Origin of the sequence: Paenibacillus silvestris, from assembly GCF_009882985.1 — a bacterium.
In the GTDB taxonomy this organism is placed as follows: Bacteria; Bacillota; Bacilli; order Paenibacillales; family NBRC-103111; genus Paenibacillus_E; species Paenibacillus_E silvestris.
Genome location: NZ_WTUZ01000011.1, coordinates 1 through 15,120, shown reverse-complemented (window position 1 = coordinate 15,120; position 15,120 = coordinate 1). Strand labels below are relative to the sequence as shown.

The 15,120-nt window shown below is 47.1% G+C and carries 13 protein-coding genes, 5 tRNA genes and 1 rRNA gene; 5 read left to right on the top strand and 14 right to left on the bottom strand.

Annotated features, from left to right (window positions below; translation table 11 throughout):
- Positions 1 to 24: 24 nt before the first annotated feature.
- A complete protein-coding gene (locus GQF01_RS08985; RefSeq protein ID WP_161406503.1) occupies positions 25 to 195 on the top strand; it encodes a hypothetical protein in 171 nt (56 codons plus the stop codon).
- 79 nt (positions 196 to 274) lie between these two features.
- Here the strand turns inward: GQF01_RS08985 and GQF01_RS08980 are convergent, their stop codons facing one another.
- A complete protein-coding gene (locus tag GQF01_RS08980; RefSeq protein WP_161406502.1) occupies positions 275 to 541 on the bottom strand; it encodes a zinc ribbon domain-containing protein in 267 nt (88 codons plus the stop codon).
- 176 nt (positions 542 to 717) lie between these two features.
- Here GQF01_RS08980 and hprK point away from each other — a divergent pair, with 176 nt between their 5' ends.
- On the top strand, positions 718 to 1,626 hold the full coding sequence (hprK, locus tag GQF01_RS08975; RefSeq protein ID WP_161406501.1) for an HPr(Ser) kinase/phosphatase: 909 nt from the start codon (positions 718 to 720) through the stop codon (positions 1,624 to 1,626).
- Positions 1,627 to 1,688: 62 nt separating this feature from the next.
- Entirely contained in the window at positions 1,689 to 2,615 is a 927-nt protein-coding gene (locus tag GQF01_RS08970; RefSeq protein WP_161406500.1) for a hypothetical protein, read from the top strand.
- A gap of 310 nt (positions 2,616 to 2,925) precedes the next feature.
- On the opposite strand, the gene GQF01_RS08965 is transcribed toward GQF01_RS08970, so the two are convergent.
- From GQF01_RS08965 to GQF01_RS08940, 6 genes are all read right to left on the bottom strand, one after another.
- Positions 2,926 to 4,953 carry a transglycosylase domain-containing protein gene (locus GQF01_RS08965; RefSeq protein ID WP_235959297.1) on the bottom strand — a complete coding sequence of 676 codons (2,028 nt, stop codon included), beginning with the start codon at positions 4,951 to 4,953 and terminating at the stop codon, positions 2,926 to 2,928.
- 163 nt (positions 4,954 to 5,116) lie between these two features.
- Positions 5,117 to 5,995, bottom strand: coding sequence for an aldo/keto reductase (locus GQF01_RS08960; RefSeq protein WP_161406498.1), 879 nt, complete (start codon positions 5,993 to 5,995; stop codon positions 5,117 to 5,119).
- Between the two features lie 138 nt (positions 5,996 to 6,133).
- Positions 6,134 to 7,792 carry a thiamine pyrophosphate-binding protein gene (locus GQF01_RS08955; protein WP_161406497.1) on the bottom strand — a complete coding sequence of 553 codons (1,659 nt, stop codon included), beginning with the start codon at positions 7,790 to 7,792 and terminating at the stop codon, positions 6,134 to 6,136.
- A gap of 5 nt (positions 7,793 to 7,797) precedes the next feature.
- The gene (locus GQF01_RS08950) at positions 7,798 to 9,558 is read right to left on the bottom strand and encodes a GAF domain-containing sensor histidine kinase (RefSeq protein WP_161406496.1); all 1,761 of its coding nucleotides are present in this window, start codon (positions 9,556 to 9,558) and stop codon (positions 7,798 to 7,800) included.
- A 59-nt stretch (positions 9,559 to 9,617) separates the two neighbouring features.
- Complete coding sequence (locus GQF01_RS08945) at positions 9,618 to 10,508, bottom strand: GGDEF domain-containing response regulator (protein WP_161406495.1); 891 nt, start codon at positions 10,506 to 10,508, stop codon at positions 9,618 to 9,620.
- A 42-nt stretch (positions 10,509 to 10,550) separates the two neighbouring features.
- On the bottom strand, positions 10,551 to 11,588 hold the full coding sequence (locus GQF01_RS08940; protein ID WP_161406494.1) for an HD-GYP domain-containing protein: 1,038 nt from the start codon (positions 11,586 to 11,588) through the stop codon (positions 10,551 to 10,553).
- A 344-nt stretch (positions 11,589 to 11,932) separates the two neighbouring features.
- Here GQF01_RS08940 and GQF01_RS08935 point away from each other — a divergent pair, with 344 nt between their 5' ends.
- Complete coding sequence (locus GQF01_RS08935) at positions 11,933 to 12,505, top strand: DUF1697 domain-containing protein (RefSeq protein WP_161406493.1); 573 nt, start codon at positions 11,933 to 11,935, stop codon at positions 12,503 to 12,505.
- Positions 12,506 to 12,575: 70 nt separating this feature from the next.
- On the opposite strand, the gene GQF01_RS08930 is transcribed toward GQF01_RS08935, so the two are convergent.
- From GQF01_RS08930 to GQF01_RS08920, 3 genes are all read right to left on the bottom strand, one after another.
- Positions 12,576 to 12,649 (bottom strand) — tRNA-Pro (locus tag GQF01_RS08930).
- Positions 12,650 to 12,677: 28 nt separating this feature from the next.
- Positions 12,678 to 12,754: transfer RNA gene (locus tag GQF01_RS08925), tRNA-Arg, on the bottom strand.
- Positions 12,755 to 12,762: 8 nt separating this feature from the next.
- Positions 12,763 to 12,837: transfer RNA gene (locus tag GQF01_RS08920), tRNA-Gly, on the bottom strand.
- A gap of 135 nt (positions 12,838 to 12,972) precedes the next feature.
- Here GQF01_RS08920 and GQF01_RS08915 point away from each other — a divergent pair.
- On the top strand, positions 12,973 to 13,815 hold the full coding sequence (locus GQF01_RS08915) for a helix-turn-helix domain-containing protein (RefSeq protein ID WP_161406492.1): 843 nt from the start codon (positions 12,973 to 12,975) through the stop codon (positions 13,813 to 13,815).
- 29 nt (positions 13,816 to 13,844) lie between these two features.
- Here the strand turns inward: GQF01_RS08915 and GQF01_RS08910 are convergent, their stop codons facing one another.
- From GQF01_RS08910 to rrf, 4 genes are all read right to left on the bottom strand, one after another.
- Complete coding sequence (locus GQF01_RS08910; RefSeq protein ID WP_161406491.1) at positions 13,845 to 14,582, bottom strand: phytanoyl-CoA dioxygenase family protein; 738 nt, start codon at positions 14,580 to 14,582, stop codon at positions 13,845 to 13,847.
- Positions 14,583 to 14,807: 225 nt separating this feature from the next.
- A tRNA-Lys gene (locus GQF01_RS08905) sits at positions 14,808 to 14,883 on the bottom strand.
- A gap of 5 nt (positions 14,884 to 14,888) precedes the next feature.
- A tRNA-Met gene (locus GQF01_RS08900) sits at positions 14,889 to 14,965 on the bottom strand.
- A gap of 38 nt (positions 14,966 to 15,003) precedes the next feature.
- Positions 15,004 to 15,120 (bottom strand): 5S ribosomal RNA (rrf, locus tag GQF01_RS08895).

The following is a 15,120-nucleotide window of genomic DNA, read 5'->3' as shown; positions in this document are numbered from 1 at the left end:
TACAATTGATGAGGTGGTTTTGAGATGTTAGCATTAAAAACGAGCTGTGAAAGAGAAGAAGTTTATCAAACTTTGTGTGACATGGGCTTGGATCAAATCGCAAGATGGATCATGGTATTGCCTGAAGACCGGTGGGAAGGTATGTTTCTTTCAACATGGCCAACGCTTGCGAAAAAATGCGGCTACAACAGGTAAGCTGCTTTTACATAAACATACGAAACGACCAATATGGCCTACGCTCTGTGCGCTTCCTGCATGGGGCGTTTTTTTTTCGCTATTTATTCGCGGACCATCTTTGCAGCTTATGCATATTTCGGGTGAAAAGTCCTGTGAGAAATCGGGGAAAACCAAACTCCACCATCTTCATCTTCACGATCTCCTTCATCTGGTCAACCGTTAGATTAGGTTGCGTGAACTCGCCATTTTGATAGCAATGACTACAATAAACCTTACTCTTCGCTCCCGATTTCTCCGTCCCTCCACCTTGTTCATCACGTGCTAGTGGCATACCGCAGCTTTGGCAGTTTTTATAAGCATCCATTTAATGTACCCCCTATTAGCTTCTTGCCTCTATCATACCAATGCAGCTTCCAAAAGCAACGCATATTTTGACACATTTTGCACTAAAATGGTACTTTCAAGCGCTTACACAGCAGGATTATGGCAGTAAGTAAGCGAATTATAAGGAATTATGAATTTATGAAGGAGGGACAGGTTGTGAAGCCCGTCACAGTCAAAGATTTAGTCGAGCGCTTCTCGCTCGAAGTACTTGCCGGACACTCGGAACTGCACCGTCCGATTACCAAAACGAAGGCGCATCGCCCCGGTCTTGAGTTTGTTGGCTATTTCGAATATTTCCCGCAAGAACACGTGCAGCTCTTAGGCCGCAAAGAAATTACTTACCTGCACAAGCTCACCGAAAATGAAAGAAATCTGCATATCGGAAATATAGTCAAATATCATCCGCCTTGTTTCGTCGTCACGAGAAACCAGGAAGGCTTGAAATATTTAACGAAATATTGTGAAGAAGAACGTATCCCGCTTCTCCGTACCGCCGCAGCAACAAGTAAATTTCAGGATCTCGTTGACTTATATCTCAGCAAATCCTTGGCGCAAGAGATTGCGATCCACGGCGTCTGCGTCAACGTATCCGGGATCGGCATTTTGCTTCGTGGCAAATCCGGTGTTGGCAAAAGCGAAACCGCCCACACCCTGATCCGCCGAGGACACCGCCTCGTGGCTGATGATATTGTTGTGCTGAAGAAAATCAGCCCGGAGACCCTGCTGGGCACGCACAACGGGAAGACGAAGGAATTCCTTGCACTACGCAGCATTGGACTTATTAATGTATCGCGTCTCTATGGCCGCAAGGCGTTCCAAGATGAAACACGGATCGTGCTTGATATCGAGCTGACCAAGTGGCAGGAGCATGCGCTCAACAACGATTTGGAACTTGAGCCTGCCTATACGGACTATATGGATATCCGAATTCCGCATATCGAAATCCAGCTGCAGCCAGGACGGGACGTTGCCGGACTTGTTGAGGCTGCGGCTAACAGCTGGTATTTGCGCCAGCAAGGCTACAGTGCAGCTGAAGAGTTCATGCAGCGCCTGCAAAGCGACTAAAGCCCTAAGACCGTCCCAAAACACCCCCCTATGCCGAAAGTTGTTAGTGGAGGTGTTTTCTCATGCGCAAAAGATTACCATTTATTATTGTTTCTATCACGCTGGTCGCTTTGTTAGTTTGCGGGTGGACAGCCTATGCATCAACTTCGCCTAACTCAGCCATTTCTACTTCAGTGGGCGGCACGTTCAAATCTACGAGTACGGATGCCGTCACTGTAACTACAGACAGTGGGGACCAAACAGTGCCTTTAGCTAAATCCGTGTGGGTTTTCAAAAATGATCAAAAAGCCCAGCTTACCGACTTGCATGCGGGAGATCAGATTGAATTAATCCTCAATAGCAAGCAGCAGGCTGCCTATGTCAAGGCAGTATCCACCGTTCCTGCTGAGCCTGCGACATCCCCGGCTGCTTCTGCAACTCCGGAACCTACTCAGAGTCCGGCCGCAACAGAGGTACCGACATCGAGCCCAACGCCTGCTATTCCAAAGCCGGAAGCTAGCACCAAGCCAACCCAGCCGGATAAAGACGTTTATCCAGACCTGCAGGGGATTGATCTTAACGTAGACGGCAAGCATTTCAAACTGCATATGGGGCAATCCAAGGATGCTAAAGGAATGACTTACGATCTAAGCATTAAGCCTGAAGATTCCGGTATGATTCACCTGAAAGGGGAGGAAGCTGCCCAGTGGATCCAGAAGCTGCTTTCTTCGATCGATCTCAAATCATCCGATGCTGAGCAGAAAATTGCAGGGCTGCTTGCCCAGCACTACAACTTGGACGCCAACAAATTGAATGTCCATATGAAAACCAAATGGGCACAGCAGCAACAGCAACAGCAGCAGCCGAAGCAGGTTCAGAAGAAACCTGACGACGATCATGATGATAAGCGCAAAGATGAGCCTAAAGGCGGACCAAAAGCTAAAGACGATCACAACGATGAACGTAAAAATGATGCCAAACCGCGTGGCAACAGCCATCACGACGACTAAATAAGAAAGCCGCCAGTCTCCTATGGACCTGGCGGCTTTTTCGGTATGAGGCTTCATATCCCTACTGTACTCTGGAATCCAATAGATGGAAAAACTACCGCTAAACTTCGCTGATCCGTGGCAGGGAATGAAATAGCGGGAAAAACTCCATCTAAATCGCGCATTGCTGGGCGAAACCTGCTGTATCTAGTGAAATTAGCGGTAGAAACTCCAGTTACTTCACCAAAAGTGAGACAATCGCGGAAAATAGCGGGAGAAATGCGGCGTTACCGTCGGTAGTAATACGAACAGGAGGTAGCGTCAAGCAGGATCAATCCTTCCCTTTTCCATGCCCGTGCTCTTTATCCGGACCTTTGTCCGGCTTCTTATCCGGCCCTTTGCCCGGCCCCTTATCAGGCCCTCTCCCAGGCTCCTTCTCGGGTTTACCCGTCGAGATCGAAGATGCTGCCTCCGTCCCCACTATGGGCATATCAAATACCACGACAGGTGCTTGAGCTAGCGCCCGTGTCATAATCTCACGAAATAAAACAGCCGGCACGGCTCCACCGGATGTCGTTAAATAATGGGTTTTGTCCGTACGGTCATAACCGACCCATATGGCAGCTGTTAGCTCCGGTGTATACCCCACAAACCAGGCATCCTTAGCGCTGCCGCTGCTAATCCCCTCGAACTCCTTCGTCTGCGGCAGCTGAGTAGTACCCGACTTCCCCGCAACCGGGCGGTTCATCGCAGCATTCTTCCCTGTTCCCTCTCTTACAGCGACTTGGAGCATCGAGGTCATGGCATAGGCTGTCTCAGGCTTCATTACCTGTACGCTTTTTTGAGCAGCTTGTACGAGCAAATGACCCGTGCTAGTTTCTATTTTCGTAATGGTATGTGCTTCGTGCAAATCTCCTTTCGCGGCAAACGCACTGAAGCCCTGCGCCATTTGGAGCGGAGAGACCCCCTCCGACAGTCCGCCCAGCGCGATACCGAGCTGACGATCCTGAGCGGGCAATGTAATGCCGAGCGATTTGACAAATTGCAGACCGCGGTCAATACCTACTTCATGTAGCAGCCACACAGCCGGCACATTCCAGGAAGAAACGATCGCCTCTTGCATCGTCACCTGCCCGCGCGATTGATGATCCCAGTCTTGAGGCTGATACCCATCAATGTTGAGTGGCCCATCGTACAACGTGGAAAATGGCTGATAACCTTGCTCCAGCGCAGGGCCGTACACGGCAATCGGCTTAAAAGTCGATCCCGGCTGCCGTTTCAGCTGCGTAGCATGACTGAAACCCCGGAAGACGCTTTCTCCCCGTCCCCCGGCCAAGGCTCGGATACCGCCAGTCCGCTGGTCTACAATGACCGCGCCGCTCTGGATAAGCTGATCCGGCTTGCTTTCGGGGAACAGACTGTCGTCCTTATAAACTTCTGTTACCGCGTTTTGCACGGTAGTATCCAGCTCTGTTGTAATGCGTAAGCCGCCCGTTAGCAGCTGCTCTTCCGTGAATCCGTACGTGCGAACGGCTTCATTAATGACCGCATCGACATATGCGGGGTATTTCCCTTTCAGATCATTGCTTTTATCCGACTTCATAACACCTATCGGTGCTGCCTTTGCACTTTCATACGCCTGCGGCGTAATCTTTCCTTCATCGCGCATTAATACGAGCACAGTGTTCCTGCGTTCTAGTGCGTGCGCTTCGTCCTGAAAGGGCGAATACCGACTCGGCGCCTTAGGCAGAGCGGCAAGCACGGCGGCTTCTGGCAACGTTAAGTCTTGTACATTTTTATTAAAATAGGTTCTAGCCGCCCCTTGCACACCCCAGCTGCCTTCCCCAAAATAAATACTGTTCAAATACATCTCCAGAATTTCATCTTTGCTGTACGTCGTATCGATTTTGATCGCGTATGCGGCTTCGCGTAATTTTCTCCCCAGTGTTTTATCTGCATTGAGGAAAAGGTTTCGGGCCAGCTGCTGAGTAATCGTACTTGCACCTTCCGAATAGCTGCCTCGCACCACGTCACGGGCTACCGCGCGAAAAATAGACTTGAGATCGATGCCCGTATGCTCATAAAATCTTCGATCCTCTACGGCCACAACGGCATCAGTAAGCACTTTGGGCATCTGTGATATCGGCACAGGGTCAATCTTTGAAGATGACAGCTGTGCCGCCGCTTTCCCGTTCTTATCTAGCACGAGCGTTGCCTCGGGCAGCGGCTGATTTAACTTCGAAACATCTAGCCCGCGAATGTATGTATAACAAGCTGCGAATACAGCTGCGCCGCCAGCTACAAGGATGGCCAGGCTTATTAGCCAGAACCTTTTGCTTATCCACAATCGTTTAACCATCTGACTTTCCCCCTTATGTTCGCTATAGGTATTCGTCCTTGGCCCAGAGTTAGCGACGCATAAGTGAGTCCAATTCATGTCAATTTGTTAGTGCGAGTATTCTACCTAATCCCAAAAAACAAAAAAACGCGCCCTCCCCTACGGAGAAAACGCGTTTATTAACTTATGCGATCGAGGTTGGCGCTCCAAAAACAGATGTATACCCGCTGATCCCGCTCAAGATGCGCTCGGCCTCTTCATTCTTCATCGCACCGTAACGTTCGACGGCGTCAACGATTTTCGGGAACAAATGAACGTCCCCTGCACTAGCGAACCCGCAAATTCCCGGGAACGATAGCACAAAATGCACACAAGCATCAATCACCTGCTGCTGGTCAAACGGCTCGTACCACGTGGCGTAAGGACGATCCTGCCCTTCGGCCCATGGCCCCTTCGCGATGGCTTTAATGACTCGCACAGCTGCCTGCTGCTTGCCTGCCTCTTCCATCAAAGCATCGAAAGCCTCGCGATACTGCGGCAAGTTGTACATATAATAGTTCAGCGGCAGCAGTACCGTAGCGAAAGGGAATCTATGTAACGCTTCCAAATGAACAGTAGGTGCATCATGCCCGTGTCCTGTAATGCCAATTTCCTTAACAATGCCTTCGGCCTTCGCTTCCAAAGCCGCTTCCAAGGCACCGCCCTTTTCTGTACAGCGGTCGAGCTCTTCCATTGAACCCACGGCATGCAGCTGAAGCAAGTCAACGGAATCCACCTTCATGCGCTCCAAAGAACGATAAATTTCTTCCTTCGCTTCCTTCTTCGATCTTTGCCCTGTTTTCGTGGCTAGAAAAATATCTCCGCGCACTTGGCTAATCGTAGGCCCCATGCGCAGCTCAGCATCGCCATAACTGGCAGCTGTATCGAAGTGGTTCACCCCATGCTGCAAGGCATAAGCAATCGATGCGTCCGCTTCCTCCTGCTTCACATTGCCTAGACTTGCGGCTCCAAACATAACGACTGAGCTTTCGTAATTCAAACGACCTATGGTTCGTTTCAACATGGATGAAGTGCCCCTTCCTTAGTGTTCTTGCTCCCTATAACCATATCATTTCCAGAGCCAAGAATACAATCTCCTTCCTCCTGCATGCAAAAAAGCTCTCGGATGCGCGCATCCAAGAGCTTAAATCAGCAACATCATTTAATACGTTGCTCCTTGTAGAAACTTCACTCTCTCCCCCATAGGAGGAATTTCGTTCCCGTCCACGATAACTTCTATAACAACTGGCTCTCCATAGGATAGCCACTCCGTTACATGTTCACGCTGTAATTGATCAAGCGATGTAATCTCGGCATGACGCAGCCCAAGGGATCGCGCAATTCCTGCGATACTTACTCGCTCTTGCGAGAAATCATCGAGGCATCGTTTGTATTGCAGCATGTGTCCATGATAGACCATTCCCAAGCGAGCATTATTGATGACGACAAAAAGGATCGGAAGCTGATATTCCTTCGCTGTCAGTACCTCTAAGCCATGCATGAAGAAGCATCCGTCGCCTGTTATACAAATCGTTGGCCTATTCGGCTCTGCTAGCTGAGCACCGAGAACTCCGCCTAGGCCCGAGCCCATGCCTCCGAAATTGATATCGATATCGAATTCTTGTCCACTTTCGATCAACACATTTTGAATCGAGTAGGTCATGAATTCTCCGATGTCCAGAAAGAAGCGTGCATTTTTCGGTGCTGCAGCACTTAGTCCACGGATGGCAGAACGTGTATTCCACTTCTCCTCGCCAGACTCGGTTGCCGCTGCAGCCTCTGCCAGACCAGCGAATGCCTCGCTCACAGCTTCATCCACCTGTCCATCTACCGACAGTTGCTCAAGAAGCTCCGCGATGACCAACTTGACTTCCCCGTGCACTGGATAATGGGTCTCATACACTTTCCCGAGCTCGTTAGCGTCATAATCGATGTGGATCAGCTCACGGCCTGCAACCAAACGCGGTTCCCAATTGCTTGTCGCCAGCTCGCCTAGACTTGACCCAATGATAAGCAGCACTTCGTGGTTGCCGCCGTTCAAATATTCGCTGGCCTTCCAGTTAGCTGAAAGGCCATATCCCCCTAGCGATAGCGGGTGATCCTCAGGGAATGCTCCCTTACCGCGAGGTGTCGTCGCAACACCCCAGCCGAGCATTTCGGCGAATTGCACAATGCTGTCCGAAGCTGCCTTTGCCCCACTGCCGAGCAAGATGGCTCCACGGGAGCCTGCTGCCTTGATTCGCTCTACAGCAGCCTCTACTGCTGCCAAATCTATAACCGGCTGCTGCAAAGCAGGTAGAACCGGAAGTTCTCTTTCCCCGATATCCTTCATTTGAATGTCGATCGGAATCGCCAGATGAACAGGACCCGGTACACCGCTAATCGCAGTGTGATAAGCCTCTGCCAGAATCTCTGGCAGCTCATGCGGATCAAGCACGGTACGGCTCATCTTCGTGATCGAAGCAAAGATCGGCTCCGCATACAACTCCTGCGCGCCGCCCTTGCCTAACTTGGTCGATGGAACAGATCCCGTGATGAAAATAACGGGCAGCTTCTGTTTCCATGCATTCGCTGCCGGCGTCACCAGATTCGTCGCTCCTGGACCGCTGGAAGCTACACATAGCGAAGGAATACCGGTAATTCTCGTATAGGAACCTGCCATATAACCGGAGCTGTTCTCATGCTTGGCGACAATCGGCTTAAGCTCTGGGATGTCCAACAGGGCGTCATAAATAGCATTGATCGAACCGGCTGGAATACCGAATACATACTTCACTCCTTGCTGCACAAGAAATCTCAATCCTACTTCAATCGCCCGCATCTTCGTTACTCCTTTCCGATGGGTAATGTGAATTTAAATGCCGAACCTTGACCTTCATTGCTATCGAACCAAATGCGGCCGCCGTGCAGCTCTATCAGCTGTTTCGAAATCGCAAGACCAAGGCCTGTCCCATTAATTTGATTATTTGCCTGATAGAACTTGGTAAAGATATTTTTCTGCTTCTCGAAAGGAATCCCGATCCCGTTATCTTGCACTTCAACAGTGAGCAGACTATCTTCGAATTTCGTTTTTATAGTAATTACACCCAGTGGAGGCGTAAATTTAATGGCATTGGAAAGTAGATTAAGCAGAATTTGCAGAATGCGTTGTTTATCAACCCGGACGACAGTATCTTTATCTACTTCGGTCTCAACGACTAGGATCAATTTCTTTTTATTAATAAGCGACTGTACGATATGGACGGATTCTTTAACAATTTCATTGAAGTCTGCTTCCGTGTAAAGAAGTTCAAATTTTCCGTTTTCCATTTTGGCAAAATCGAGCAATTCATTCACTTGATCAAGCAATCGGTCGATCGACTTAGCCGCAATATCCAATAAATCCTTCTGGGAATCGTTGAGATCACCGAGAATACCTTTTCCAAGAATATCAACAGATCCTTTGACTGCTGTAATTGGCGTACGCAGCTCATGCGACAGTGTTGCAATGAAATCACTTTTGAGCTCGTTCAAATGTTCCAGTTCCCGCACAAGCCCCTCTAACTTGAAGTTAGCTTGCTGTAGTTCGATGGATCGCTCATGCACGGAATGGTCCAGTGTTTCGGTGTGCTGCGCATTGGATAAGGCTGTTGCCGTCGCATCCGAAATGGATTGGCAGAACTCAAGTATGCTAGCTTCATACTTCCGCTGCTTACCGATAGACGGGATCGCAACCACGCCGTACACGGAGCCTTTGGCCACCAGTGGGAATACCATAATACTTTTGATATCAAAGGAAACGAACGCTTTATGATTAGGTCGTGGATCTGCATAAACGTCCTCGATCGCTGCTGCTTTTTTCTCCGTGATGACTTCATACAACAGCCGGTCGTTTTCAATCGTTAATTTAACCTCACGATGCTTCACCTTCCATTCATCCATCGTCACGTTCTCTGAGGACAACTGATAAGGCTCAATCGTATGTTCTTTTTCATTATATAAATGAATCCCGATATCTTTCGATCCACTTGCTTTGCGCATATAGTGAAAAAACGTGTTAAGAACATCTTTCACCGATAATGATTCTGATAATGCTTTCGTCGCATCGAGTAGCAGCTGCTGCTTCTCCATCAGCAAATGGCGCTGCTCAAACATCCGGATATTGCGAATGGCTACACTTGCCATGTTAACGAAGGCTTCTGTGACTTCCATCTGCTCTGGTGTAATGTTCATTGGTTTACCAAAGTCATGGACGAATACTAAACCAAATACATCATTATCGACGATAACAGGGATACCGAGGATGGATTTAATTTTCAGTAATTGTCTTTTGGACTGATCCAAACGCAGGTCTACACTCGTATCAGAGATGTAGTCGCTCGCTTGATTTCGTAAAATATCTCTTACAAATTCATCCTCTTTGGGATCGATTAATAATTCCGTAATATCAACAGGTAATTTATTGCCTTTATATCCTTTGAACGTACCATCGGGCTGCTTCAGGAAAAAACCAACCAGATCTGCTTGCGTAATCTCTCCTGCGATTGCATCTACGAAAACTTGCAAAATTTCTGACAGCTCAAACTGTGAATTTATGACTTTTGTCATCTGAAACAATTTCTGAAAACTCATAAGCTCCATGACCATGTTTCCTCATTCTCCTTTGTCTAGCGAATCTTTATTTGATGTCTTCCACTGTTTTTGGCTCCGAGTAAGGCAGCATCTGCTTGTGAAATAATTTGCTCAAAACAGGTAGGATCGAAATTATTGGTTAATCCAATACTTACGGAAAACTCTTGTAGCTTATTAGGTGCCAGGCTGACCTTTAAGCTATCTACTTCCTTAATAATGCTATTAGCTATCTCAACACAATTCGCTTCATTATGGAGCAGAACCAAATATTCATCTCCGCCATATCGAAAGGCTAAATCATGATCGCTTGAAACCTTGGACTGTATGATCGCAGCAACTTCCCGCAAAACTTGATCGCCGACCAAATGGCCGAAATTATCATTAATATCTTTGAAATAGTCCATATCCACCATCATAGCAGCTTGGAACTTCTTAGTTCCCTCACTGATCATACGGATCGTAATATCTAGGTAAGCTCGATTATATAGCCCAGTTAATGCGTCCACGTAGACCAACTTGGCGAGCTGTTTATTATCTTTCTTCAAGTTCTTGATCTTAGCCTTTTGATGGAGGGCGATCTCAACTTTCCGTTCCAGCACATCCAGATCAAAAGGCTTAGTCAAATAATCAACGGCTCCTAGACGGAGTCCTTGTAAAATGTCTTCTTTCTGCGCATTGGCTGATAAGAACATAATAGGCGTATCGAATTCAGCTTCCGCAGTCAGGTTTTTACATATTTCAAACCCACTTATTTCTGGCATCATCACATCGAGTAAAATCAGATCCGGCGTCGTTTCCTTGACCATTTCCTGAGCTTTGGTACCATCTTCAACGGTAAAAATTTCATAGTGTAACGAATTCAAAAATATACGAAGTATATTCAAATTATGAGGTTCATCATCGATGATCAGAATACGACCGCTCATTCATTTATCCCATCTTTCATTACGATAATAGTCTTCCGTTAACTAACCATTCATTTGCATTTGCTCATCGATGATGCTTAAGAAGATCCGTACTAATTTCTCATCAAATTGTTTGCCAGCGTGAGTAAGCAGTTGTTCTCTTACTTCATGAACATGAAGTGAATTTCGATAAACTCTCGTGGATGTCATCGCGTCGAACGCGTCGGCAATACTTACAATGCGCACCAGATAGGGGATATCCGATCCGCTCAATTGATCCGGGTAGCCCCGGCCATCCATCCGCTCATGATGCCACCTTACCATCGGTAATAAGTGCTCTACGTCCTGAAGCTCTTTCAGCAATTCGAATCCGATCACAGGATGTTGGCGAATGACATTAAACTCTTCATCTGTTAAACGGCCTGGCTTCATGAGAATATGATCAGGAATCGCTAATTTCCCTACATCGTGAAGCAAAGCGCCTAGTTTCAAAGTTTCCAACTCGGTTTCAGTGACACCGGCCTTGGCACCAAGCAGCGTAGAATAGAAAGCAACATTATAGCAATGATCAACTGTGAAGCTGTCTTTTACTCTTAATGTATTAAAAAGACTTTCGTAAGCCTGCTGCTTTAATACTTGCTTGCGGAATTGAATCTTTTTAATCAATTGCTCCATATGGAGCTTGATGAGATTGCATAACTGCAATTGATCGTCTTTCAGCTGAGTATCCGAAGGAAATGAGAATAGTAGGGCACCGTACGAAGGGCCGTGCTTTATGTGGAATCCATAGATACATTCGTATCTGGATTTTAAAAGGTAATCTCGAAGCATTCCATCTGCCTCATACACCGACAAACGTGAACCTTCTGGCATTTGGGAAAAAAACTGTGTTTGAAGGACTATGTACTTTAATTGCTCCATGACTGCTGTACTAATATTTACGGAATAAGAAGCAGGGGTAATCTGATGTTTCTCATCCATTAGAAAAAGAGAGATATGTTCACAGCCTATTGATTTTTTGGCGATATCGTTCAATTGGCCGATCGATTCGAAGATGGAATCAGAATTTATCACATTCTTGAAAAACAATGAATTCTGCATAGATGATACCTCTTATTCTTCTCAAGTAGACTGCCCCGACAATTTAATTAGTACTAGTTCTTCTTGTTAAGGAGAATCTCCTCTATTATAAATAATTTTTTCCATAATTTTAATATTTTTTTACTTGAATAGTGATAATTTCACACATTATGAGCATTTATGCGAGACACATTCGTCGATTCATGTCACAGTGGATACAGAGCCTTTTTCCAATCCCTATGGGACTTTCGACACATGTTGACACAACCCTCCACGAACTAACGTGTAACAACAGTTTTTTTATGGTAAAGTATGGATATTGAGGAAATGGCATGATTGTATATTAAAAGAGAGAAGTGACTTGGATGGCGATCTATATTGCGTTATTGCGAGGTATTAATGTAGGCGGGAAAAACATCATCAAAATGGCCGAGCTCAGAAAAACATTGGAACAGCTTGGGCTGCTTCGTGTTCAGACTTATATTCAGAGCGGCAATGTATTGTTCGAATCCGATGAGGATGAAGAATCGCTGCGCATACAGCTTGAAAAAGAAATCGAAAACGTCTTTCATATATCTTTAGCCGTAATTTTGAGAACAGCGGAGGAACTTAATTTCATTGCCCACAATTGTCCGTACACTGCGGATGAAATTGCCGAAGCGGAGTCCATGTCCGATGCGGAGAGCCTGTACGTAGCATTTCTGCCTAAGGAGCCGTCCAAAGAGAGCTTAGCGCGTCTTGAAGTGTTGCAAACGGAGAATGACCAGCTGCGAACAAAAGGAAGAGAACTCTATCTGCTATACAGACACAGTATTCTAAAATCCAAGCTGGCCAATAACCTTCCGAAGCTGGATGTCCCTGCTACCGTGCGAAATTGGAAAACACTAAGCAAGCTTGTTGCTTTAGCCAATGCAATGACAGAATCATCGCGTCTATAGCACAGACAACATAAAAAGAAGCATAATCTCCCAGTCTATCTACTGATCGATTATACTTCTTTTTTTTGGATCGGGATGACACGATTTGAACATGCGACCCCCTGCTCCCAAAGCAGGTGCTCTACCAAGCTGAGCTACATCCCGATAATCCTATGTATGTTCTAAGTAAGAATGGCGCGCCCTGAGAGATTCGAACTCCCGACCTTTTGATTCGTAGTCAAATACTCTATCCAGCTGAGCTAAGGGCGCTTATAATATGGAGCGGAAGACGGGGATCGAACCCGCGACCCTCGCCTTGGCAAGGCGATGCTCTACCGCTGAGCCACTTCCGCAAGTAGGTCTTTCATGCCGCTCTTTCAAAGCGACAAGTAGTAATATAACAGGATTCTTAACAAAAAGCAAACAATTTATCTAATTATTTATATCCAGTTTTCACCTGTTACTTTCATACAGAGAGAAGGAAATATGTGGTTACAACTTATTTTGATCAGAATGTGAAGGTCACGCAAGGTGTCATTATCGAAGAAAAGCTGGCTGTATATACGGAGCATGAATTTCATATGCATTTAGCACTGGAGGTCAGCATCGCACTTGATAGCACCATGAAATATCCGCTTGGCGACCGGTGGTATTATGCCGATCCTGGGGATGTCCTTTTGCTGCGTCCGTTCGAACCGCACTGGAACTTAACCCGCGAGGAAGGAAAGCCTAGCCGCTGGATCATGCTTCTCTTCTCACCCGATTATGTTGCTTTCATCCCGAACGGATACAGCTTGCTTGTCCCTTTCTATACCATGAACACATCGCAGGTAATCCCAGCAGCCTCACCGCACGCTAAGTCCATCATGCGGCTTGCCTTGGAAGCCCTGCAGGAGAAGACGGAAGCTCAGCCAGGCTGGGAGCTGCAGCAGATGACGCTATTCATTCAAATCCTTGTCCAAATTCATAGATACTACCATACGCTGGAGCAATCGTTCGGAGCTCCCTCCCTATCCGGCATCCTAACTGCCATCGAGCATATCATGACCCATTGGTCTGAGGAAGTGGACGTTGACATGCTAATTCAGCACTCTGAACTAAAGAAAACCTGGTTCTACACCAAATTCAAAGAAGTCACAGGCTCGACTCCCCATGAATTCATCATCCGGCTTCGCCTTCAATATGCAGCGCATATGCTGATGCATACGCGTGATTCCATCACAGATATAGCCCTGGCCTGCGGATTTAACACCCCGAGCTATTTCAACAAAGTGTTCAAAGAGCATCGGGGAATGACACCAAGCGTGTACCGCAAGCAGGCCGCAACATAGCTAGTTCAGATTACCGCGGCGAAGCTGGATTACGCATTGGCTTCAAAATCTCCTGGATTCCGAGCCAATGCGTATCCTGACAAAAGGACACGGTCCTCTAGCCGTTTGCCCGACTGGGCGTACCGGCAGCTTGCTGCAGCGACTTGGAAGGCGTATGCGCGTCTCGGCTTATCCGTATGATTCTTCTTGCTGTGATGCAGCGTTTCGCGATGGAAGAATACAGCATCGCCGGGTGCGAGTGGCGGACACGGTACACCATTCTCCGGTTCAGCTGCACGTCTGTGACCAGGCTCTGTATTGATATTAGGCTGCCGGCCTAATAGATGCGATCCTGGAGCCAGCCATAAGCCCGCGTTCTGCTGGCTGATATCATCCAGTGCAATAAAACCGTTAAGCATATGGCCGAGAATATGAGTGTATTGATTATCCTGATGCCACTCCAGCCCATTGCCTTTTGGAGCCACGACCGCATACATCCCCATCCACAGTTTAACTTGATCCCCTAGAATTTGTTCTAAAATGCTTACAATATCCGGACTCATCAAAAATCTCGTCGTCTCAGGGAATTCATCCTGCTCCTTGGCAATATCGGTTATGCCTTTACTTTTCCATTCGCCAGTCCCTCTTTCGTTGGCAAAAGCAGCGTTCTCCTCGTTGATGGCGTCTACCATTTCTCTTGTAAGAAAACCAGGAGCATAGAAGAAACCTTCCCGATAAAATTGCTCGACCATCTCCTGTGTTAATACGAACTTTGTTACTTGTGTCAATCGCCTCAACCTCCTTCATGGATATGGCTTTATTGTAAAGGAGAGCCTGCATCATTACTTGCAATCCACGAGGCGATTACTAGCAATTTTGTTCACTGCCATTCGAATTACTACTAAAGGTGCAGAAAAAGCAAAAAGGATTAAGTTAGTGATAACTTAATCCTTTTTGCTAGGTNTAGTGCGTCTGCCAATTCCGCCATACGCGCATGCTGTAAATAAGGCAAATGGTGAGTCATGTAGGATTCGAACCTACGACACCCTGATTAAAAGTCAGGTGCTCTACCAACTGAGCTAATGACTCATAATTGGTTGCGGGGGCAGGATTTGAACCTGCGGCCTTCGGGTTATGAGCCCGACGAGCTACCGGGCTGCTCCACCCCGCGTCAATAAAAACTTATGATCAATACCCCAAAGGGGTACTGCTTGGCAACGTTCTACTCTCCCAGAACCCTGCGGTTCAAGTACCATCGACGCTGGAGGGCTTAACGGTCGTGTTCGAGATGGGAACGCGTGGGTCCCCTCCGCCATCATCACCAAA